This is a genomic window from Halorubrum sp. 2020YC2 (assembly GCF_018623055.1).
In the GTDB taxonomy this organism is placed as follows: Archaea; Halobacteriota; Halobacteria; order Halobacteriales; family Haloferacaceae; genus Halorubrum.
The window spans coordinates 2,687,557-2,705,329 of the sequence record NZ_CP076019.1; the positions used below are offsets into that span (position 1 = coordinate 2,687,557).

21 protein-coding genes and 1 tRNA gene are annotated in these 17,773 nt (G+C 70.6%); 10 read left to right on the forward strand and 12 right to left on the reverse strand.

Annotated features, from left to right (window positions below; translation table 11 throughout):
• Nucleotides 1–49 precede the first annotated feature (49 nt).
• The 3 genes from thrC to upp form a co-directional block, all read right to left on the reverse strand.
• Complete coding sequence (gene thrC, locus KI388_RS13420) at nucleotides 50–1,333, reverse strand: threonine synthase (protein WP_215087097.1); 1,284 nt, start codon at nucleotides 1,331–1,333, stop codon at nucleotides 50–52.
• A gap of 117 nt (nucleotides 1,334–1,450) precedes the next feature.
• Entirely contained in the window at nucleotides 1,451–1,666 is a 216-nt protein-coding gene (locus tag KI388_RS13425) for a hypothetical protein (protein WP_215087098.1), read from the reverse strand.
• Nucleotides 1,667–1,742: 76 nt separating this feature from the next.
• Nucleotides 1,743–2,420 (reverse strand): uracil phosphoribosyltransferase, encoded by a 678-nt coding sequence (gene upp, locus KI388_RS13430; protein WP_215087099.1) that lies wholly within the window; start codon nucleotides 2,418–2,420, stop codon nucleotides 1,743–1,745.
• A gap of 196 nt (nucleotides 2,421–2,616) precedes the next feature.
• Between upp and KI388_RS13435 the strand changes: the two genes are divergently transcribed.
• Nucleotides 2,617–2,820, forward strand: coding sequence for a hypothetical protein (locus tag KI388_RS13435; RefSeq protein WP_215087100.1), 204 nt, complete (start codon nucleotides 2,617–2,619; stop codon nucleotides 2,818–2,820).
• A 53-nt stretch (nucleotides 2,821–2,873) separates the two neighbouring features.
• Here the strand turns inward: KI388_RS13435 and KI388_RS13440 are convergent, their stop codons facing one another.
• Complete coding sequence (locus KI388_RS13440) at nucleotides 2,874–3,263, reverse strand: cupin domain-containing protein (protein WP_215087101.1); 390 nt, start codon at nucleotides 3,261–3,263, stop codon at nucleotides 2,874–2,876.
• A gap of 82 nt (nucleotides 3,264–3,345) precedes the next feature.
• On the opposite strand from KI388_RS13440, the gene KI388_RS13445 reads away from it, so the two are divergent.
• The 4 genes from KI388_RS13445 to KI388_RS13460 all read left to right on the forward strand — a co-directional run bounded on the left by KI388_RS13445 (nucleotide 3,346) and on the right by KI388_RS13460 (nucleotide 5,133).
• Nucleotides 3,346–3,606, forward strand: coding sequence for a hypothetical protein (locus KI388_RS13445; RefSeq protein ID WP_215087102.1), 261 nt, complete (start codon nucleotides 3,346–3,348; stop codon nucleotides 3,604–3,606).
• Between the two features lie 94 nt (nucleotides 3,607–3,700).
• Entirely contained in the window at nucleotides 3,701–4,387 is a 687-nt protein-coding gene (locus tag KI388_RS13450; RefSeq protein WP_215087103.1) for a DUF5828 family protein, read from the forward strand.
• A 76-nt stretch (nucleotides 4,388–4,463) separates the two neighbouring features.
• Nucleotides 4,464–4,703, forward strand: a complete 240-nt coding sequence (locus KI388_RS13455) for a hypothetical protein (protein WP_215087104.1) — start codon at nucleotides 4,464–4,466, stop codon at nucleotides 4,701–4,703.
• A gap of 55 nt (nucleotides 4,704–4,758) precedes the next feature.
• Entirely contained in the window at nucleotides 4,759–5,133 is a 375-nt protein-coding gene (locus KI388_RS13460; protein ID WP_215087105.1) for a helix-turn-helix domain-containing protein, read from the forward strand.
• Between the two features lie 22 nt (nucleotides 5,134–5,155).
• Here the strand turns inward: KI388_RS13460 and KI388_RS13465 are convergent, their stop codons facing one another.
• The gene (locus KI388_RS13465) at nucleotides 5,156–7,276 is read right to left on the reverse strand and encodes a S9 family peptidase (RefSeq protein ID WP_215087106.1); all 2,121 of its coding nucleotides are present in this window, start codon (nucleotides 7,274–7,276) and stop codon (nucleotides 5,156–5,158) included.
• A gap of 91 nt (nucleotides 7,277–7,367) precedes the next feature.
• A complete protein-coding gene (locus tag KI388_RS13470) occupies nucleotides 7,368–7,967 on the reverse strand; it encodes an IMP cyclohydrolase (protein ID WP_215087107.1) in 600 nt (199 codons plus the stop codon).
• Nucleotides 7,968–8,154: 187 nt separating this feature from the next.
• Between KI388_RS13470 and KI388_RS13475 the strand changes: the two genes are divergently transcribed.
• Nucleotides 8,155–8,227 (forward strand) — tRNA-Gln (locus tag KI388_RS13475).
• Nucleotides 8,228–8,304: 77 nt separating this feature from the next.
• Here KI388_RS13475 and cgi121 read toward each other — a convergent pair.
• Nucleotides 8,305–8,898 (reverse strand): KEOPS complex subunit Cgi121, encoded by a 594-nt coding sequence (cgi121, locus tag KI388_RS13480; RefSeq protein ID WP_215087108.1) that lies wholly within the window; start codon nucleotides 8,896–8,898, stop codon nucleotides 8,305–8,307.
• Complete coding sequence (locus tag KI388_RS13485) at nucleotides 8,895–11,348, reverse strand: ATP-dependent DNA helicase (protein WP_215087109.1); 2,454 nt, start codon at nucleotides 11,346–11,348, stop codon at nucleotides 8,895–8,897. The genes cgi121 and KI388_RS13485 overlap by 4 nt, the downstream gene beginning before the upstream one ends.
• A 573-nt stretch (nucleotides 11,349–11,921) precedes the next feature.
• Between KI388_RS13485 and KI388_RS13490 the strand changes: the two genes are divergently transcribed.
• Nucleotides 11,922–12,107, forward strand: coding sequence for a hypothetical protein (locus KI388_RS13490; RefSeq protein WP_215087110.1), 186 nt, complete (start codon nucleotides 11,922–11,924; stop codon nucleotides 12,105–12,107).
• A gap of 157 nt (nucleotides 12,108–12,264) precedes the next feature.
• On the opposite strand, the gene KI388_RS13495 is transcribed toward KI388_RS13490, so the two are convergent.
• Entirely contained in the window at nucleotides 12,265–12,942 is a 678-nt protein-coding gene (locus tag KI388_RS13495; protein WP_215087111.1) for a class I SAM-dependent methyltransferase, read from the reverse strand.
• Nucleotides 12,943–13,063: 121 nt separating this feature from the next.
• On the opposite strand from KI388_RS13495, the gene KI388_RS13500 reads away from it, so the two are divergent.
• Nucleotides 13,064–13,507: a DUF2391 family protein gene (locus KI388_RS13500; RefSeq protein ID WP_215087112.1), complete on the forward strand. Its 444-nt coding sequence runs from the start codon at nucleotides 13,064–13,066 to the stop codon at nucleotides 13,505–13,507.
• 32 nt (nucleotides 13,508–13,539) lie between these two features.
• Here KI388_RS13500 and KI388_RS13505 read toward each other — a convergent pair whose 3' ends face one another.
• Together KI388_RS13505 and KI388_RS13510 are read right to left on the reverse strand one after the other, a co-directional pair.
• Nucleotides 13,540–14,115: a magnesium transporter gene (locus tag KI388_RS13505; RefSeq protein ID WP_215087113.1), complete on the reverse strand. Its 576-nt coding sequence runs from the start codon at nucleotides 14,113–14,115 to the stop codon at nucleotides 13,540–13,542.
• Nucleotides 14,112–14,684, reverse strand: a complete 573-nt coding sequence (locus KI388_RS13510) for a magnesium transporter (protein ID WP_215087114.1) — start codon at nucleotides 14,682–14,684, stop codon at nucleotides 14,112–14,114. The genes KI388_RS13505 and KI388_RS13510 overlap by 4 nt, the downstream gene beginning before the upstream one ends.
• 251 nt (nucleotides 14,685–14,935) lie before the next feature.
• On the opposite strand from KI388_RS13510, the gene KI388_RS13515 reads away from it, so the two are divergent.
• Entirely contained in the window at nucleotides 14,936–15,514 is a 579-nt protein-coding gene (locus KI388_RS13515; protein WP_215087115.1) for a hypothetical protein, read from the forward strand.
• Nucleotides 15,515–15,541: 27 nt separating this feature from the next.
• Here the strand turns inward: KI388_RS13515 and KI388_RS13520 are convergent, their stop codons facing one another.
• Nucleotides 15,542–16,408: a hypothetical protein gene (locus KI388_RS13520; RefSeq protein ID WP_215087116.1), complete on the reverse strand. Its 867-nt coding sequence runs from the start codon at nucleotides 16,406–16,408 to the stop codon at nucleotides 15,542–15,544.
• A gap of 178 nt (nucleotides 16,409–16,586) precedes the next feature.
• Here KI388_RS13520 and KI388_RS13525 point away from each other — a divergent pair, with 178 nt between their 5' ends.
• Complete coding sequence (locus tag KI388_RS13525; protein WP_215087117.1) at nucleotides 16,587–17,027, forward strand: hypothetical protein; 441 nt, start codon at nucleotides 16,587–16,589, stop codon at nucleotides 17,025–17,027.
• The last annotated feature ends 746 nt before the right edge of the window (nucleotides 17,028–17,773 follow it).

Below are 17,773 nucleotides of genomic sequence, written 5' to 3' on the forward strand. Positions count from 1 at the left end.
CGGAGAACTGCGAGCCCGGACGGCCGCGCCGGCCCCTCGCGTCGGCCGCTCAGTCGCGCAGGTGGTCGAGGACCGCGTCGACGTCGTTCGGGACGGGTTCGGGGTCGCCGCCGGCCTCGTAGGCGGCGTCGGGGTCCTTGAGGAGGTGGCCGGTCGTCAGGCAGACCACCCGCTCGTCGTCGTCGACGACGCCCTCGCGGCGGAGCTTCTTCAGGCCCGCGAGGCTCGCCGCGGACGCGGGTTCGACGCCGACGCCCTCGGCCGCGAGGTGGCGCTGCGCGGCGGTGATCTCCGGGTCGCTCACGGCGACCGCGGTGCCGCCGGTGTTCCGGACGCCGGGGATCGCCTTCGGCGCGTTGACGGGGTTGCCGATCCGGATCGCGGTCGCGCGGGTCTCTACCTCCTCCCAGCGCCGGATCTCCTCGTTCCCCTCCTCTATCGCCTCGACCATCGGGGCGGCGCCCTCCGCCTGGACGCCGGTCAGTTTGGGGACCTCGTCGACGTCGAGCGCGCCCGCCTGCACGAGTTCGCGGAACCCCTTGTACAGCGCCGAGGTGTTGCCGGCGTTGCCGACGGGGAGGACGATCCGGTCGGGGAAGCTCCCGTAGTCGGCGTAGAACTCCTCTAGGATCTCGAAGCCGATCGTCTTCTGGCCCTCCAGGCGGAACGGGTTTAGGGAGTTGAGCAGGTACGCCTCGCCGCGGGCGGCCAGCGCCTGCACGATGTCGAGGCAGGCGTCGAAGTTGCCGTCGACCTCCAGGATGCGCGCGCCGTGGAGGCTCGCCTGCGCGACCTTCCCCGCCGCGACCTTCCCCGCGGGGAGGAGCACGAGCGTCCGCATGTCGCCGCGCCCGCCGTAGGCCGCGAGCGCGGCCGAGGTGTTGCCCGTCGAGGCGCACGCGAGCGCGCCGACCCCGAGCTCCTTCGCGACCCGGACGCCGACGGTCATCCCGCGGTCCTTGAACGAGCCGGTGGGGTTCATCCCCTCGTGTTTGACCCGGAGGGCGTCGACGCCGACCGCCTCCTCGATCCGGGGGACGCGGTGGAGCGGGGTGTCGCCCTCGGGGAGCGTGACCCCGAGGTCGAACGGGAGCGCCTCGCGGTAGCGCCAGACGCCGCGGTCGGGGCCCTCGGAGGGCGCGCCCGACCCGAACTCGTCGAACGTCGGCGGGTCGTCGTAGCGCACTTCGAGCAGGCCGCCGCAGTCGTCGCAGGTGTACCGGACCTCCTCGAAGGGGGCGAACGTCTCGTCGCACGCGATGCACGCGAGCCACGTCCCGTCGGCGGCGCAGTCGGGCGCCGCCGGGGTCGGGGCGTCGATGGCGAGATCCATTACGTTGCGGTCCGTCCCGGTACGGCTTAAGACGGGCGGTCGGAACGGACGTTGCCGGCCGAAGCGAAGGTGTTCGGGCGTTGCCGACCGAATCCGCGACGGCCGCCCTCCGCGGCCTCAGTCGACGATGATCTCGGAGCCCTCGGAGCCCTCGTCGCCGCCGGAGCCGAGCCGGTCCTGATAGCGCTGGATCCAGTCGGCAAAGCAGTCGGGACAGAGCCGCTGCGTGTCGATGTTCGCCCGGTCGACGCTCAGCCGGACGGTGCGCGAGAGCGCGTCCGTCGTCGGGTCGCCGCAGGCGTCGCAGGGCTCGGTCGTCGGCGCGTCGCTCATGTGGTCTCGGTCGCGGCCGCGGCTCTTAAAAGTACGTCGGCGGACCCGAAGGCGGCGGCGCGGGCCGCGGACACGCTCACACCGTCCGGAACGCCCGGTCGCCGGCGTCTCCCAGCCCGGGAACGATGAACCCGTCCCCGTCGAGGCGGTCGTCGATGGCGACCGTCAGCAGGTCGGCGTCGGGGACCGACTCGCTCACGCGCACGAGCCCCTCGGGCGCGGAGACCGCCGAGAGGACGAACAGGTCCTCGAGGTCGTCGGCCTCGTCGAGGACGTGGTCGAGGACGGCGCACATCGTCGAGCCGGTGGCGAGCATCGGGTCCGCGACGATCACGGTGTCCTCGGGCCGGATCTCCGGGAGCTTCACGTAGTCGATGGTGATCGGGAACTCGCCGTCGTCGGTCATCCCGGCCGCCTCGTCGCGGCCGGCGGAGATGACTCCCTGTTTCGCGCGGGGGAACGCCTTCAGGAGCCCCTCGACGAACGGCGTCGCGGCCCGGAGGACGTTGATGATCACCACGTCGTCGAGCCCCTTCACGCGCTCGCCGGTGGTCTCCGCGAGAGGGGTCTCGACGGGGACGTACTCGGTCTCCATCGCGCCGTCGATGATCTCGTAGCCGCAGATCCGGCCGAGCTTCACCAGCCCCTTGCGGAACGCGACCTGCTCGGTCTCGACGTCGCGCAGCCGCGAGAGGGTGTCCGTCGCCAGCGCGTGGGTGATGAGGTACGCGTCGTCGCGGTCTTCGATCGTCATTGTCCGGAATCCCGCCCGGAACGGTCTTAAAACGTGGCGAATCGGCCGCTCTCCCGTCGGTGCGCGAAGCGGAGAGCGCCGGCGAGGGGCACGACGCCGGTCGGGGGTCGAGACGGGGAGACGGGACGCGCGGCGAGACCGGTCGGGGCCGATCCGAGCCGATACGTTGATACGCTGTGGTCGTCGAACTCGCGACATGGTACTGTCCGCCTCCGCCGTGTCGCTGGTCAGCATCGCGGTGACGGTGCTGATGGTCGCCGCGATGCTGTACTTAGTCTGGGGATCACTCGACAGCGAGATCCACAGTCCCAGTCCCGACGACAGCGGGCAACCGGAGCTGGGTGAGGGCGACGAGACGGCCGAAGATCAAGAGGGGCTGCCCGAGAGCAACGCGGCGTAGTTGTCCCGTCCGCGGTCGGAGCGCCACCGGTCGTGGGTTCGCGTCCGAGCTTTTTATTTCGGGTCGCTTTCAGACGGCTCGTACGCGACCGCGTCGCCGTCGGCCGGTGGCGCGCCGATCGCCAACACGGTCACGTGGCCGTCGCCGTCGGCCGGGTTGTACGCTCGCTGCGGGCTCTCCGGGTCCACGACGAACAGGTCGTCCGCCGGGACCTCGTAGGTGCGCTCGGGGGTCTCGACCGCGAGCGTCCCGTCGAGCACGTAGAACGCCTCCTGTTGGGTCTCGTGGTAGTGGTACGCGAGCGGTAGCTGCTCGCCAGGCGCGGCGCTGAACCGGTTGATCGCCACGGCGTCGAGGCCGCCGGGACCGGACAGCTTCCGACACTCGGACGGTCGGTCCGGCTCCGGGTCGACCGAGTCGACGTCGACGACGCGATATCCCATGCCAACGAATTCCACGGAGCGAGCAAAAGGGCGTCGGGAGCGGTTTTAAGCAGGAGAACCCCGTACCGGGGCATAAGAAATCATGACAGACGAACCGGACCGGTCGGACGGGGGCGACGGCGCGGTCGAGGCGGAGGCGTGCGGGCGCTGCTCGATGTCGACCGTCGTCGGCGCGGTGGCGAGAGACCAGTCGCCGGCGAAGCGGGCCGAGCGCGACCCGTTCGCGGGCGAGCGGATCGAGGTCGACGAGTCGGCGGTCCGGCGGGTCTCACCCGCGGGATACCTCGGCGACCTCAAGGAGCGTCTCGACGCGGTCGCGCGCCGAATCGCGTACGGGGAGTAGCCGTCGACCGCGGTCTCGGCGGCCGAGCCGCGCGGTGCGGGTCGCGTCGGTGCGGGGAAACTTATACGCGTCCGCTCCGTAACGGGGGCAACCGATGGAAGAGAGCATCTCCGGCTTCAAAGTGCGCGGCGACTGGGGCGACGTCGTCGAACACGGCGAGCGGATCGCCCTCGCGCTCCGGGAGGTCGGCATCGACGGCGACGCCTACTACGAGTTCGACGAGTGGCGTCCCAAGACCCACGAGCGCATCGACGAGGACGTCTCGGAGAAGACCGCGGCGCAGGCCTCCGTCGACGAGGGGAAAGGCGAGCGCGCCGGGCAGTCGCCGGGCGACGACCTCCAGACAGCCGGCGAGAAGCTCACGGAGTCCTACGAGAAGGTCGAGGAGAACGACACCGAGAGCGCCCGCGAGAGCTGGGGCGAGTCGATAGAACACGTCGCCCGCGCGGCCGACTCGGCCAGCCGGAAGGCGCTCCGGAAGGTGGAAGACGCCGTCTACCGGAACGTGATGACCCAGATGGCGCCGTACTACTTCGACAACGAGCTCGTCAGCGCCAACATTCAGGAGGTCGCCCGCGCCGAGGACGGCGAGACGTTCGTCTTCGAGGTGAACGTCAACGACGACGAGCTGAAGGGGGAGGTGTCGGACGTGCTCGGGGAGTACGAGTCCGAAATCGACCGCTGGCACGTCGAGGCCGAGAAGCGGACCGAGGACGTCGCGGCCGCCGAGGGCGTCGAGCCGCCGGCCGAGGAGGGCGGCCCGGACTCGACGACGACGTAACGCGGGACGGCGGGCCCGGGGGCCGCGGGCGCGCCGTACCGGTCGCTTTTAACTCGTCGGCCACCGAACCGAACCCATGAGCGAGGTACTCCGAGTCGAGGCGGGCGAGCTGTCCGTCGACGAACTCATCGACGCGCTCAACGACGGGCGGCGGATCCTCGTCGACGTCGAGGTCGCGGGCGCCAACCACGAGGTCGCCCTGCGCTACGACGGGGAGACGTACCACTGCGACACGCCGACGAACCTCCATCGGCACGGAGACGAGTCGGGGATGCGCGGCTGTATCGACCAGATGGGGTACGCCGCCGAGGAGTGACGCGCCCGGCGGACGGAAACCGACATTTAACCTCGCCGCGGGCGAACCGACCGGCATGAGCGACCCCGAAATCGAGGACCTCGTCGGCGACCGGTCTCCCTCGTTCGAACACGTCCTCTCCTGCGTCTTCGGCGTGCGCGACCACGAGAGCCGCGCGTACCTCGCGCTGTTGGAGCACCCGGGCAGCACCGTCGCGGAGCTGGCCGACGCGCTCGACCGGGACCGGTCGAACGTGAACCGGTCGCTGTCGACGTTACGGGAGAAGGGACTCGTCGAGCGCCGCCGGCGGCTGCTCGACTCCGGCGGCTACGTCTACCAGTACACCGCGATTCCGGTCCCGGAGGCCAAGCGCCGCCTCCACGACGCCCTCGACGAGTGGGTCGCGGACGTCCACGACGCCATCGACGGCTTCGACCCGGACGAGGCCTGAGTCCGTTTCGGGGGACGGACGCCTATTTCTCCGCCTCGTCCCCCGCGTCCGCGTCCGACTCCGCGCCCGCGGTCAGCCCGTCGTCCCCGGGGCGGTCGAGCGCGCGCTCGGCGTCGTGGTGCTCGGAGTAGCCGTCGAACCAGCGGGCGATCCGCTCGATGCGGTCGACGACGTGCGCCGGCTCGCCGGACCGAGAGAGCTCGTGGCCCTCGCGGGGGTACCTGACGAACCGCGTGTCGACGCCGTTCTTGCGGAGGATCCGGTGGTACAGCTCCGCCGTACAGATCGGGGTCCGCGTGTCGTCCTCCGAGTGGATCAGGAGCGTCGGCGTGTCGACCGCGTCGGCGTGGCCGGTCGGGGACCGCTCCCAGAGCCACTCCGGCTCCTCGGAGGGGACCGTGTCGAAGTCGCCCTCGACGAGCTTGTACGCCGCGTCGGTCGAGCCGTAGAAGCCGGTGAGGTCGTAGACGCCGCGCTGGGAGACAGCCCCGCGGAAGTAGTCCGTCTGGCCGACGATCCACGCGGTCATGAACCCGCCGAAGGAGCCGCCGGTGACGAACGCGTTCGACGCGTCTACCTCCGGACGGTCGGCGACCGTCTCGACGCCGGCCATCACGTCGCGGGTGGTGACCGCGCCCCAGTCGCGCTCGATGGCCTGCATGAACTCCTCGCCGTAGCCGGTGGAGCCGCGGGGGTTCGACCAGAAGACGGCGTAGCCGCGCGCGGCGAGCGTCTGGAACTCGTGCCACATCGTCCCGGCCGTCGACCACATCGCGTGCGGGCCGCCGTGGATCTCGACCGCGAGCGGGTACGGCTCGTCGGCGTCGGTAGCCGATTCCGGCGGCGTCAGCAGCCACCCCTGAATCTCGACGCCGTCGGACTCGAAGCGGAGCGCCTCCGGCTCCCCGATCGCCCGCTCGTCGAGGTAGTCGGCGTTCAGCTCCGTCAGGCGCGCCGTCTCGTCGGCCGCGGCGTCGTAGGCGAACGCGTCGCCCGGGTGGTCCCACTCGCTGGCGGCGTACGCGACCGTCACCGACTCGGGTCCGGCGTCCGCCTCGCCGCCGACGGTCGCGCCCGAGACGGTGCCCGGCCGAAGCAGGCGCTCGGGGTCGGCGCTCCCGTCGGCGGGGACGTGCCACAGCGCCGTCTTCCCCTCGTCGGGCGTCGCGAAGTACAGCGTCTCGTCGGCCGGTCCCCACTGCGGGGTCGTCCCCCGGCCGAGGCCGCGGTCGAGGTCGCCGGTGAGGTCGGTGACGGCCCCGGAGTCGGCGTCGAGGACGCGGAGGTCCGTCGGCCGCATCGACACCTGGTCCGGCTCGGCGTGGGTGAACGCGACGCGGCCGTCGGGCGTCGCCGCGAGGTCGGCGCCCCAGCCGGTCGTGGTGTGGACGCGCTCGTCCTCGCCGGCCGCGAGGTCGCGGGCGTGGATGGCGATCTCGACCGAGTCGTCCGGGTCGTCCCCGACCGCCTCGGTGTAATACAGCGTGTCGGCGTCGCCCCACGAGGGCGCGGCGAAGTCGGCGTCGCGGTCGGTGACCCGCCTGACCGCCCCGGACTCGGCCGGGTCGGGGTCGGTGACGCCGCCGACAGTCGCGTCCGCGTCGACGGCGTACACGCCGGGGCGGCGGCCGTCGAAGTAGCGCTCGGCGGCCCGGTAGACGGTCCGGTCGATGACCCGCGGGTCCGGGTGGTCCTCCGGCTCGTAGTCGTCCGGGACCGCGAGGTCGCGGTCCGCTTCTCGGTCGTCGGCCGTCACCGACTGGACGAACGCGATCCGCTCGCCGTCGGGCGACCACGCGACGGCGGAGACGCCGCCGACCACGTCGGTGACGCGGCGCGCCTCGCCGCCGTCGAGCGGGAGGACCCACAGCTGCTGGCGGTCGTCGGCCGCGCCCCGGGTGGAGGTGAAGGCGATCCGGTCGCCGGAGGGGCTCCAGCGCGGCTCGGCGTCCGAGCCCTCGGGGAGGGTGAGCCGGCGCGGCTCGTCCTCGCCCGCGGCGTCGACGAGGTACACCGTCGTCTCGTAGCCGTCGTCGTCGTTCGGCTGTCGGCGCACGAAGGCGACGCGGTCGCCGTCCGGCGAGATACGGGGGTCGGACGGGACCGCGAGGTCGCGGTAGTCGGCGGCGGTGACGCGCTCCATGCGCGTCGGTCGGGCGGGGGCGACAAAAGGCGTCGGGAGCCGGAAAGGCGGGTCGGGGCGACGGGCGTCGCCCGCGGAACCGCGGCGTCCGTCAGTCGCCGCCGTTGTCGAACGCGAGCGCGACGCCGTCGGCGTCGACGGTCGCGCCCGCGGCGCAGACCGGGTGTTCGAGGTCGGCGCCGAGCAGTTCGGTCGCGACCGACCCGGCGTCGGTCGCTGTCAGGTCGTACGGCTCCGGCGAGTCCGTCTCGTAGGTCGCGACGACCGTCGGCTCCTCGACGGCCTCGACGAGCAGCGCGTCGCGGCGGACGGTACCGATCGTCGCCGCGTCGGCGCCGACGACGCCGGCGACGCGGGGCGTGTCGTAGTCGTCCTTCTCGTAGTCGAGCGCGAGCAGCGCGGCGGCGAGCGCGTCGCGGGCGGGGTACCCGCGCTCTAACTTCTCCGCGATGGGATCGACGTGCGAGCCGTTGCCGAGGGCCGCCAGCGGCTCACCGGTCGGGGCCTCGACCGCTCGCGCGCAGTTGTACGAGACGTAGGGGTTGTCGGTGTCCGGGGCGTCCGGCGTCGGGCCGACGGTGAGCGTCCCGTCGCGGTCGCGGTCGCGGACGCGGCGGTTCGGGAACGAGCGCGAGGAGACGCGGTAGCCGCCGACACCGGGCGCGACGACGACGAATCGTCCGACATACATACAACTTCGTGCGGATTGAGCCGATTAAAACGCACCGATATACGCACGAACGCGATCCGTCGGCGGGGCGTCTCTCGTCGCGACACCGGCGGCCGGCGCCACCGGCGGCGGCTCGTTCGTCAACCGATCGCACGGCGGCGGCAACGCGCAACGCTTACAAACACGTGCGGGCTATCGGTGAGTACGCAGTCCATTGGGGTAGTGGCCAATCCTGTTGCCTTCTGGGGGCAACGACCCTGGTTCGAATCCAGGATGGACTACTTCTGCCACACCTCGTTTCGACTGGAACCGAGCGGCGCCTCCGTCTTGCGGTTTCCAGACGAAACAAAGGGGTACGTCACTTCTCGACGTCCAGCAGCGCGACGCGCTCGCGGACCAGATCGGCGAGGTCCCCGTTCGTCACGGCGAGTTCGCGGTCGGTGATCCCGTAGAACTCGCGGACGCGGGGTTCGTCGAATCCGGCGCCGACCGCGTCGCCGTCGGATTCCTCCGGCGGACGGACGGCGAGCGCGCGGACCGCCTCGGTCGCGGCCGCGAGGTCTCCGTCGGGGCGGTCCGCACCGGAGACGCCGCCGAAGTCCGCGAGGAGGACGACCGCCGGGCGTTCGCCATCCGAGACGCCGAGTTCGAGGGCGCGGTCGATCTGTCGGCGTCCGGCCGCGTACAGCATGACCTCGACGCCGGGGTCGCGCGCGACCGCCTCGCCGCGGGCGATCGACCGCGCCGCGAGCCGCGCGGCCTCGCGGAGTTGCGTCGCGGAGACGACGAGGTCGGCGTCGAACGCCTGAACGACCGCGCCGGTCTCCGCGGCGATTTCGTCGAGGGCCGCGAGGAACGCGTCGAGGTCGTCGATCGCGAACGTCCCGCGGACGAGGCGGACCGCGGGGTCCGGGGCCGGATTTCCGTCGGGGTCGACCGCGGGGGCGGTCATCCGAAGTCACCCAGGCTCGCCTGCCCGTCGCCGTCGCCGTCGGCGTCAGCGCCCGCGGTGGCCGCCGCGGAGGCCGAACTGTCGGGGTCGACGCCGTCGAGCGACGGGTCCTCGCGGCCGGCGTTCTCCAGGATCCGCTCGGCGGTGCGCTCGCGGCCGCGGAGCGCGCCGAGGACGACCGCCTTGTCGGCCTCCCGGAGGTCGGCGCGGCTCTCGATGCCGGCCTCGTAGAGGCGGCGGGCGCGCTTGCGGCCGACGTTGTGGACGCCGGCGAGGTCGAGCAGCTCCTCGCGGACCCCGTACTCCAGCCGCTTGCGGGCCTCGCGGACCTGAACGACGGCGTCGCCGTCGATGCCCTCCACGTCGCGCGCGAGCGTCTCCGCCGCGCGGAGGAGCCACTCGGCGGTGTCGACCTTCCCGCGGATGTCGCCCGGGCCGACGCCGTACCGCTCCGCGATCCGGTCCTCGTCAACCTCGTTCGCCCAGTCTTCGAGGAGCCGGGCGGTCTTCAGCGCGGCGAGCCAGTCCTCGAAGCGTACGTCCTCGTACTCCGAGGGCACGTCGCCCAGAAGCTCCGTCTCGCGCTCGTAGCAGACCTCGGTGTACTCCTCGCGGTCGCCGGACTTGAGGTACAGCTCGTAGGTGTCCGGGGTCCGGCTGACGAGGTGGTAGAGGCCGAGGGGGGTGACCGAAGCGGACTCGGGTTCGGTGGCCTCGTCCGCCTCGTCGACGGAGTCGCTCCCTTCCTCGTCCGCCCGCGTGTACGTCGTGAATCCGGAGTCGTCTGCGTCGGCGTCGGGCTCCGGGGCGGCGCCGTCGGCGGGGACGAAGTCGCCGGCGTCGCTCTCGACGTCACCGTCCGCCACGGTCCGGAGTCCGTCGAGTATCTCGGCCGCGCTCATCGGGTCGAGGTAGAGCCGCGAGACGGTGTGGCCGATCCCGGTCGCCGCGATGCCCTCGCTTCCGCCGTCGCGGTCGCGCTCGACGAAGCCGTTGACCGTCAGGTAGTCGAGGACCGTGTCGGTGACCGCAGCGAGGCGCCCCTCGTCGTCGGTCTGGGCCGCGTAGAGGGTGTTATCGAGGAAGGAGAGCAGCCCCTCGCGGGTGGCGGCGAAGCCGGACGCGACCGTCGCGAGGACGTGGGTCCGGAGCGCGGGCTCGGCCGCCAGCTTCGAGCGGACCGGCTCCGCCTCGGCCCAGACGTAGCGGTCGAACAGCTCCTCGCGGGTGTCCGCGTCGTTCGCGAGTAGCACCGCCTCACCGTAGGGGTCGAGCCCCGGGCGGCCCGCGCGGCCGCACATCTGGTGGACTTCGAGGACGTCGAGGGGCTGCATCCCGCCGAACTCCCCGTCGTAGCGGCGCCAGTCGCGCACGATCACCCGGCGGGCTGGGGTGTTGACGCCGGCGGCGAGCGTCGGCGTCGCGGAGACGCACTTGATCAGGCGGTCGCGGAAGGCGTCCTCGATCAGGCTCCGGTGCTCGCTCGCGAGGCCGGCGTGGTGGAACGCCGACCCCTGCTCGACCGCGTCCGCGAGGTCCTCGGAGGTGTCGGTGTCGGAGACGCCGCGGATCTCTTCGGCCAGCTCGCGCAGGCGGTCCCGCTCCTCGCCGGTGAGCCGCGGCGCGGTGACCTCGCCCAGCTTGCGGGCCGACGACTCCGCGTTACGCCGGGAGTTGACGAAGACGAGCGAGGAGCCGCCCTGCCCGTCTTCCTCGGTGTCTAAGGCGTCCGCGACGAGCCTCGCGGTCTGGTCCTCGCCGCGCTCGACGGGCACCTCGCGCTGGCTCCCGTCGTCGAAGTTGACCGCGTTGCCGAAGTGGACGCCAGTTCGGAGCTCGATGGGGCGCCAGTCGGACTCGACGAGCTCGGCGTCGAGCCAGTCGGCGATGACGTCCGCGTTGCCGACGGTCGCGGAGAGCGCGACCGTCTGGAGGCCGGGGTTCACCTTGCGGAGCTTCGCGAGGGTCACTTCGAGGGTGGGGCCGCGGTGCGAGTCGTCGACGAGGTGGACCTCGTCGCTGACGACGCAGGTGAGGTCGTCGATCCACGGCGCGCCGTTGCGGATGAGCGAGTCCACCTTCTCCGAGGTGGCGACGATGATGTCCCGGCTCGCGAGCCACTCGCCGTCGGAGTCGTAGTTGCCCGTGGAGACGCCGACCGTGACGCCGAACTCCTCCCAGCGCTCGAACTCGGCCTTCTTCTCGCTGGCGAGCGCGCGCAGCGGGACGATGTAGAGGGCCTTCCCGCCGCGCTCGACGGACGACAGCATCGCCAGCTCGGCGATCAGGGTCTTCCCCGACGCGGTCGGGACCGCCGCGACGAGGCTCTCGCCGTCGGTGACGCCCGCCTCGACGGCCGCCTGCTGGGGCGGGTACAGCTCCGCGACGCCCTCCGCTTCGAGCGCCTCGCCGACGCCCGCGGGGAGCCCGGAGAGCGAACTCGGTTCCATTACCGGAGCGTGGGCCCCCACGCGATTTAAATCGTCGGAACGGGGCGGTGCGAGAGCGAACAGGCACGGCCGCGACCAACCGCGATGACGTACTCTTATAAATAGATCCGCGGTGGCGCGTGCCTGCGAGGCCGCCTTGCGGCCGAGCAGCACGCGCGAGGGAGTCGCGAGCGGAGCGAGCGACGAGGCTGGGGAGGTGTGAGGTGCGGTTGCGGTGCTGTGCGGGGCGGGACTCAAAGGGGCAGCCGCGAGGACGGCGCAGGCGACGTAAGGACCACAGGGAGTGAGCGAAGCGAACGACCGAGGACCGCAGCGAGCGTACGACGTCCTCGCGGCTGGGGCTTTGGAGGTGTTCGACACCGCTCCGCGGTCACTTATTTATAAGCAAGCGGCTGTGGCTGTGGAAGTGATCGTCATCGTCACGTATTCATCGGTACATCAGCGGTTCCGGTCGGCGAGCGGTGCGTAAGACGCAGCCTCGCGGGTGGTTCGTCCGGGGAAGCCAACGGAGAATCGAACCCGCCCGTCAGTTGCCACCACAAAATATTCATTTAAATAAGGTTTTTCAGACACATGGAAGTAGTACAGGCATTCCGCGAGTATTCGCTCTGGATTTGCTGGATTTTGACGGTCTGTATCGGGGTCGGCGTCGGGTTCATTCGGGGATGGAACGCGAACAACGCCTTCAGATCGGAGAACCGTCCCGAGGTGTCATCGGTCCCCCCGGTGCCGGAGGACGTCGCCACCGCCGTGCTCTGATTGATCATCGCGCTCGTCGCGACGGGCGTTCTCGGGGCCGTCGCCGGTCGGCGAGAGTCGTGAAGCGTTCGCGCGACGACCCCGCGCCACGCATCGAACGGGACCGAGGCACGGCGTCGGCCGCGAATAAGTAACGACTGTTATTTATAAACGCAGATTAAGGTGCCACGCCGACCGTCAACAGCGTCCCCCACGTCCGGTAGCGGTCGACCATCGCCTCGCGCGTCTCGTACCCCTCGGTCGGGAACGCCGAGGCCTCGGGGATATCGACCTCGTTATCCGGAATCGCGTCCTGCTCGGCGACGTACAGGCCGGCCTCGCGGAACGCCTCGCGGTACTCCGCACGCGACCACAGCGTCATGTCGACGGAGATGTTCTCCTGCCACGCGTGGGTCGTCTCGCTCTCTTCGAAGTAGTTGACCGCGCAGTAGAAGGTGCCGCCCGGCTTCAGCACGCGGCGGACCTCTTCGAGCGTGTGGACCGGGTCGGCCGCGTAGTAGAACGCCTCCATCGAGAAGACGTGGTCAAGCGAGTCGTCGGCGAAGGGCAGTTCGTCGAAGTCGCCGACGAGGAAGCCGACCGCGTCGTCGTCGGTGTACCCGCGGGCGTTGCGGGCCATCTCCGGGGCGCCGTCGAGCCCGTACCCGCGGCCGATGCCCCGCTCGCGGAGCGCGCGGAGCGCGTAGCCGGAGCCGGTGCCCAGATCGAGGACGGCGTCGCCCTCCTCGACCGGCATCCGCGCGAGGACGTGTTTCGCGGTGTGCCAGTGGCGGTCCTCCATGCCGCGGTCCTTCCCCGTCGCCGCCCACTCGTCGAACTCCTCGCGAACGCTCATACCGGGGCGACGGGCGGACGGGTGAAAACGAGTTCGGAGCGAGGCGGCCTCGGGCTCCGAACCCGCCGTCACCGGCCGCGAAGCGGGGACGTTTTATTCGCTCCCGGCGCGTCGAGGAGGTATGAAGCGGCCGAATGCGCTCCGCCGACCGACCTACCGGCTGGCGGACTCCGCCCAGCAGGCCGTCGGCGGGTTCCTCCTCGCGGGGCCGTTCGTCGTCACCGAGGAGGTGTGGGTGCTGGCGGCCGGCATGCACTGGACTCAAGGGGTGGCGACCGCGGGAATCGTCGCCCTGATCGGCTACGCCGCGCTCTACCGCGCCGACACCGACCGCGACCCGGACGGCGAACAGGAGATAGCCGGGATCCCCGCGCGGTTCCTCTCGCTGATGATCGTCGCGTTCGGCTCCGTGCTCCTGCTCGCCGTCCTCTTCGACGCCCCCGACACGTTCCTCATCGAGCGGGGCGTCGCCGGGCGGGAGCTGTGGGCGACGACGCTCAAGGCGGTCTCCGTCGGCGCGGTGTTCAGCGTCGTCGGCGCCGCGACGGCCGACAGCGTGTTCTGAGCGCGTCGGGGTCGGAGTTCCCCCGACCGACCTCACACGACGACCGAGACGACCGCGAAGAGGATCAACACGCCGGCGATGTCACAGAGGTTCGTCACCACGGGGATCGTCGTGTCGTCGGGGTTGAGTCCGACGCGGTAGGAGACCTCGACGGCGGCGACGCTGGCGACGACGACGAGGACCGCGAGACACAGCCCGGAGACCAAAGATATCAGCAGCACGCGGCCGAGCGCGAGCGACCCGCCGAGCGCGAGTCCGATCGCCCACGCGGCGACTCCCACGGCGCCGAAGACGGTCGCGGCGAGGGCGAACACCGCGCCCGCGTTCGCCCGGAGCGCCGGGTTCGAGGGGCTGAACTCGTAGGTCCCCAGATACAGTTGGGTCGTGAGCCGCGAGCAGGTGATCGACGCGAGGTTGCCGGCCGTCCCGATCTGGACCGGCACTAAGACGAGGAGCGCCGGGTAGCGCAGGAGGACCGCCTCGTAGGTCTCTAAGACGGTCCCGGAGACGAGCTGTAACACCGACAGCGCGGCCAAAAGCGGGATCATCGTGCGGACGATCCGCCACACCGACCACTCGTCGACGGGGGTCGACTGCGGGTCGGTCACGACACCGCCCCCACGACGGCGACGCCGACGAGGAGGAAGAACACGCCGAACACGTCGCCCAGCGTCGTGACGACCGGGCCGATGACGTTGTCGGGGTCCAGCCCGCGGCGGTAGCCGACAAAGATGACGACGATGAGCACCGTGATCATGAGCACCGCCGAGAGGAAGCCGGCGACAACCATCACCCCGACCAGTTGGAACAGGCTCCCGCCGTCACCGAACAGGACCAGCGTGAGGTAGGTGACGACCGCGATGAACGCCGAGACGGTCATCCCGTTGAGGAAGGAGGCGACGACCGCGTTCGTGAGCCGGCGGTCGAGCCGGAACCGCGGCTCGATGATCCCCTGGTGAAGCCCGGTGGAGAGCCGGGCGCCGAGCGAGCCGTACACCCCGCCGCGGGTGGCCAAAAAGGCCGGCAGCAGCAGCAGGAGTCCGGGGACCTCCGCGATGTTCGCGCGCATCGTCTCGGAGGCGAGTATCGTCCCCGCGAACAGCCCGGCGATCAGGCTGACCGCGATCACCGGGAGCGCCTGCCGGTAGATGTCGCGCGCGGAGTCGTGCCCGGGCATCGAGCGCACCGACGGCGGGCGGGGCAAAAAAACCGACCGCCGCGGCCGGCGACGGGGGACCGACTCCGCGGTCCGCGCGTCGACGTGGTCGCCGGCCGCACACGTATCAGTATCTCCAGACGAAACGGAGGGGAGGCGGGCGCGAACGGGCGCGAAACCGACCGAGCGCGGAGCGAGCGACCCCGCCGCGTCCGACGGTCTCGGGCCGCCCCGGCCCGCACCGTTAAGTCGGTCCGGCGAGTGCCGATCCCATGGACTACTCCCTCGCCGTCGAGAACGGGCCGGAAACGATACCGGGCGGGACCGGACTCCTGCTCGTCCACCCGAGCATCGGCGAGACGGACCGGATCGACACGGACTTCCTCAAGACCGACACCGACGCCTTCCTCGTTGTCTCCACGCGGACCACCGCCCGCGAGGTCGAGCAGAAACTGGAGTACTACGACGTCGACGAGACGAAGGCGACCATCCTCGACACGCTCTCCGTCGAGCGCGGCTACTCCCGGCGCACCGCCGACGACGTCTACTACGTCTCCGCGCCCGACGACCTCGACGGCGTCGTCGACCGCGTCGAGCGGTTCCTCACCGAGAACGAGGGGAAGCGACGCGTCTCGGTCGACTCGCTCACCGAGATGGCGTACTACGCCGACGACGACGCGGTGTACGAGGCCGCCGCCGAGATCCTCGAGCTCCTCGACGAGCACGACGCGGTCGGCATCTTCCACCTCTCCGAGGAGGTCCACGAGGTCGCGACGCTCGACCGGTTTCGGGAGCTGTTCGACGGCGTCATCGACCTCGACGGCGACGGCAACGTCACCGTCGACCTCTGATCGACCGGCCTTCGCCGCGACCGTTTTTCACTCCTCGTCGTCGACGAGCGCCGCGAACGTCTTTTCAGCCCACGCCACTGCGTAGGCCGCACCGCGGTCCCGGTAGGCGCCCGTGTCGAGCGCGCCGTACGGCGCCGGCAGGTCGAGGTCGTGTCTGACCGCCGAGCAGGCGTACTCCGTCGCGCTCGGGAAGTCCGTGTCGCCGCGCGCCACCTCGCCGGAGAGGCCGCCGAGCCGACCGGAGAGCCGGTCGCCGGCGTCGGCCCACGCGTCGAACAGGCGCGGGTGTTCACCCTCCCACGACGCGAACTCCTCGCGGGTGTGAAGCCCCACCCACGCGTCGAACAGCGCGTTCGCAACCTGAAAGACGTCGGTCGGGCCGAAACCCGTCGTCGACGCCCCCGTCTCCGGGTCCGGGCGCCGGATCGCGGCGTCGAGGTCGCGGTAGCGCTCTCCGAAGAAGGGGAGGAACGACTCCGGGAGGCCGGGGGGACTACCGCCGGCGACGGCTCCCGGAACCGGCTCGCAGCCGATCTGGACCAGTCGCTCGGCGACGAGGAACGCGAGGAAGTCGTCGGGGGTCCCCTCCGCGCGCTGCTTGACGAGGACCGCCGGCGGGTCGGTCTGCGCGGTCCGAACGGCCGTCCCGTCGCCGGGAAGCCCGACGGTGAACGACGGCCCGGCGTACCGCCGGAGCAGGTCGGGCACCGACTCGGGGAGCCACTCGGCGGGGTACGACGCGGGGTCGAGCGCGTCGACGAAGAGGCCGAGGTCCTCCGCGGCGGCCGGCGGGAGCGTCTCGAAGTCGGAGTCGACGTCGAGGACGGGCGAATCCGGCGCGTGCCGGTCGCGGATCGTCGCGAGGTCGTCGTCGAGCGGCCGGGTCGAGAACATCAGGCGAAGACGTACGAGAGGACGATGAGCACAGAGAGGACGGCCGAGACGCCGACCGTGCCGGCCACGATCTTGGTTGACTTGGACATGGCCGTTCTTGCGTCCGCCGGTCGTTAAAATCAACCGGTCCGCGCCGACCGTGCGGCGATTTTATGTCGACGGGCGAGAGTGCGAATGTATGCGAGTTCGTGACGCGGTCGAGACGGACGCCGCGGCCTTGGCGTCGATGACGGGCCGGCCCGAGGGCGTCGTCCGCGACATGATCCACGACCGATCGGTGCGCGTCGCGACGACCGACGCTGTCGCGTCGGCGGGGGACGCCGACGACGGGGCGGACACCCCGGTCGACGCGGTCGGCGGGTTCGTCGCGTTCGACGCGCGCGACGGCGTCGTCCACGTGACGAACGTCGAGGGTGACCCCGACGCGGTCGAGCGGCTGTTCGAGGAGCCGGTGCGGTTCGCGACCCGCGAGGGGATGACCGTCGAGGCCGTCATCCCGGCCGACGGAACCGCGGCCGAGGCGGCCGAGACGGTCGGGTTCGAGGCGCTCGGCTCTGGGCCGCGGATCGACGGCGCGCCGACGACGCGGTATCGGTTCGACCCGGACGAGAGCGACTGAGGGTCGGAGGCGGCTGAAATCCTGATTCGCGGGTCTGCTGAATAGAGCGTGTGAATCTCGCACGGAGCCGCGTAAGGATTCAAGTGTTCAGGATCGGCCAACACCGGGAGGGAATGAATCAGATCGGCAGCCGCGATGGGATATTTAAACATCTGTGAGCGACGGCGACAATTGTTTATAAAACGCGATGCGGTCGGCGCGTGCCTGCGAGGCCGCCTCGCGGCCGAGCAGCACGCGCGAGGGAGTCAGTCGCCGGAGCCGAGCGGAGGCGACTGACGAGGCTGGGGAGGCGTGAGGCGCGGTTGCTGTGCGGTCGGGCGGGGTTCAAATGGGCAGTCGTGAGGCCGCAGTAGGCGTTCACGAGAGCGAAGCTCTCGTGAGCCAATCAGAACGCTCCGCGTTCTGATGACGACGTAAGCACTGGAAGGAGCGAGCAACGCGAGCGACTGAAGCGCGCAACGAGCGTACTGCGGCCTCACGGCTGGGGCTTTGGAGATGGTCGTCGTCGATCCGCAGTCTGCCATTTATAAACGAGCGGCTGGGAATTTGGAAATCTTCACCACGAAGTCGCGAATTACTTATAAACAATCACACAGCGATCCGACGCGTCTGCTCCCGCAACCGATCAAGAAGCACGCGTATTCTATCGGCTGATTCAAGATCAAAACAGAGTAAATAACGTAGTTCCCGCGATGACTACACCCGCTGTATTCGGCAGCCGTTTCCTATCTGGTATAAGGGATTTC

Bases quoted from the DNA above. Each gene is read 5' to 3' on its own strand.
- thrC (WP_215087097.1), bottom strand. From the start codon at position 1,333: ATGGATCTCGCCATCGACGCCCCGACCCCGGCGGCGCCCGACTGCGCC.
- KI388_RS13425 (WP_215087098.1), bottom strand. From the start codon at position 1,666: ATGAGCGACGCGCCGACGACCGAGCCCTGCGACGCCTGCGGCGACCCG.
- upp (WP_215087099.1), bottom strand. From the start codon at position 2,420: ATGACGATCGAAGACCGCGACGACGCGTACCTCATCACCCACGCGCTG.
- KI388_RS13435 (WP_215087100.1), top strand. From the start codon at position 2,617: ATGGTACTGTCCGCCTCCGCCGTGTCGCTGGTCAGCATCGCGGTGACG.
- KI388_RS13440 (WP_215087101.1), bottom strand. From the start codon at position 3,263: ATGGGATATCGCGTCGTCGACGTCGACTCGGTCGACCCGGAGCCGGAC.
- KI388_RS13445 (WP_215087102.1), top strand. From the start codon at position 3,346: ATGACAGACGAACCGGACCGGTCGGACGGGGGCGACGGCGCGGTCGAG.
- KI388_RS13450 (WP_215087103.1), top strand. From the start codon at position 3,701: ATGGAAGAGAGCATCTCCGGCTTCAAAGTGCGCGGCGACTGGGGCGAC.
- KI388_RS13455 (WP_215087104.1), top strand. From the start codon at position 4,464: ATGAGCGAGGTACTCCGAGTCGAGGCGGGCGAGCTGTCCGTCGACGAA.
- KI388_RS13460 (WP_215087105.1), top strand. From the start codon at position 4,759: ATGAGCGACCCCGAAATCGAGGACCTCGTCGGCGACCGGTCTCCCTCG.
- KI388_RS13465 (WP_215087106.1), bottom strand. From the start codon at position 7,276: ATGGAGCGCGTCACCGCCGCCGACTACCGCGACCTCGCGGTCCCGTCC.
- KI388_RS13470 (WP_215087107.1), bottom strand. From the start codon at position 7,967: ATGTATGTCGGACGATTCGTCGTCGTCGCGCCCGGTGTCGGCGGCTAC.
- cgi121 (WP_215087108.1), bottom strand. From the start codon at position 8,898: ATGACCGCCCCCGCGGTCGACCCCGACGGAAATCCGGCCCCGGACCCC.
- KI388_RS13485 (WP_215087109.1), bottom strand. From the start codon at position 11,348: ATGGAACCGAGTTCGCTCTCCGGGCTCCCCGCGGGCGTCGGCGAGGCG.
- KI388_RS13490 (WP_215087110.1), top strand. From the start codon at position 11,922: ATGGAAGTAGTACAGGCATTCCGCGAGTATTCGCTCTGGATTTGCTGG.
- KI388_RS13495 (WP_215087111.1), bottom strand. From the start codon at position 12,942: ATGAGCGTTCGCGAGGAGTTCGACGAGTGGGCGGCGACGGGGAAGGAC.
- KI388_RS13500 (WP_215087112.1), top strand. From the start codon at position 13,064: ATGAAGCGGCCGAATGCGCTCCGCCGACCGACCTACCGGCTGGCGGAC.
- KI388_RS13510 (WP_215087114.1), bottom strand. From the start codon at position 14,684: ATGCCCGGGCACGACTCCGCGCGCGACATCTACCGGCAGGCGCTCCCG.
- KI388_RS13515 (WP_215087115.1), top strand. From the start codon at position 14,936: ATGGACTACTCCCTCGCCGTCGAGAACGGGCCGGAAACGATACCGGGC.
- KI388_RS13520 (WP_215087116.1), bottom strand. From the start codon at position 16,408: ATGTTCTCGACCCGGCCGCTCGACGACGACCTCGCGACGATCCGCGAC.
- KI388_RS13525 (WP_215087117.1), top strand. From the start codon at position 16,587: ATGCGAGTTCGTGACGCGGTCGAGACGGACGCCGCGGCCTTGGCGTCG.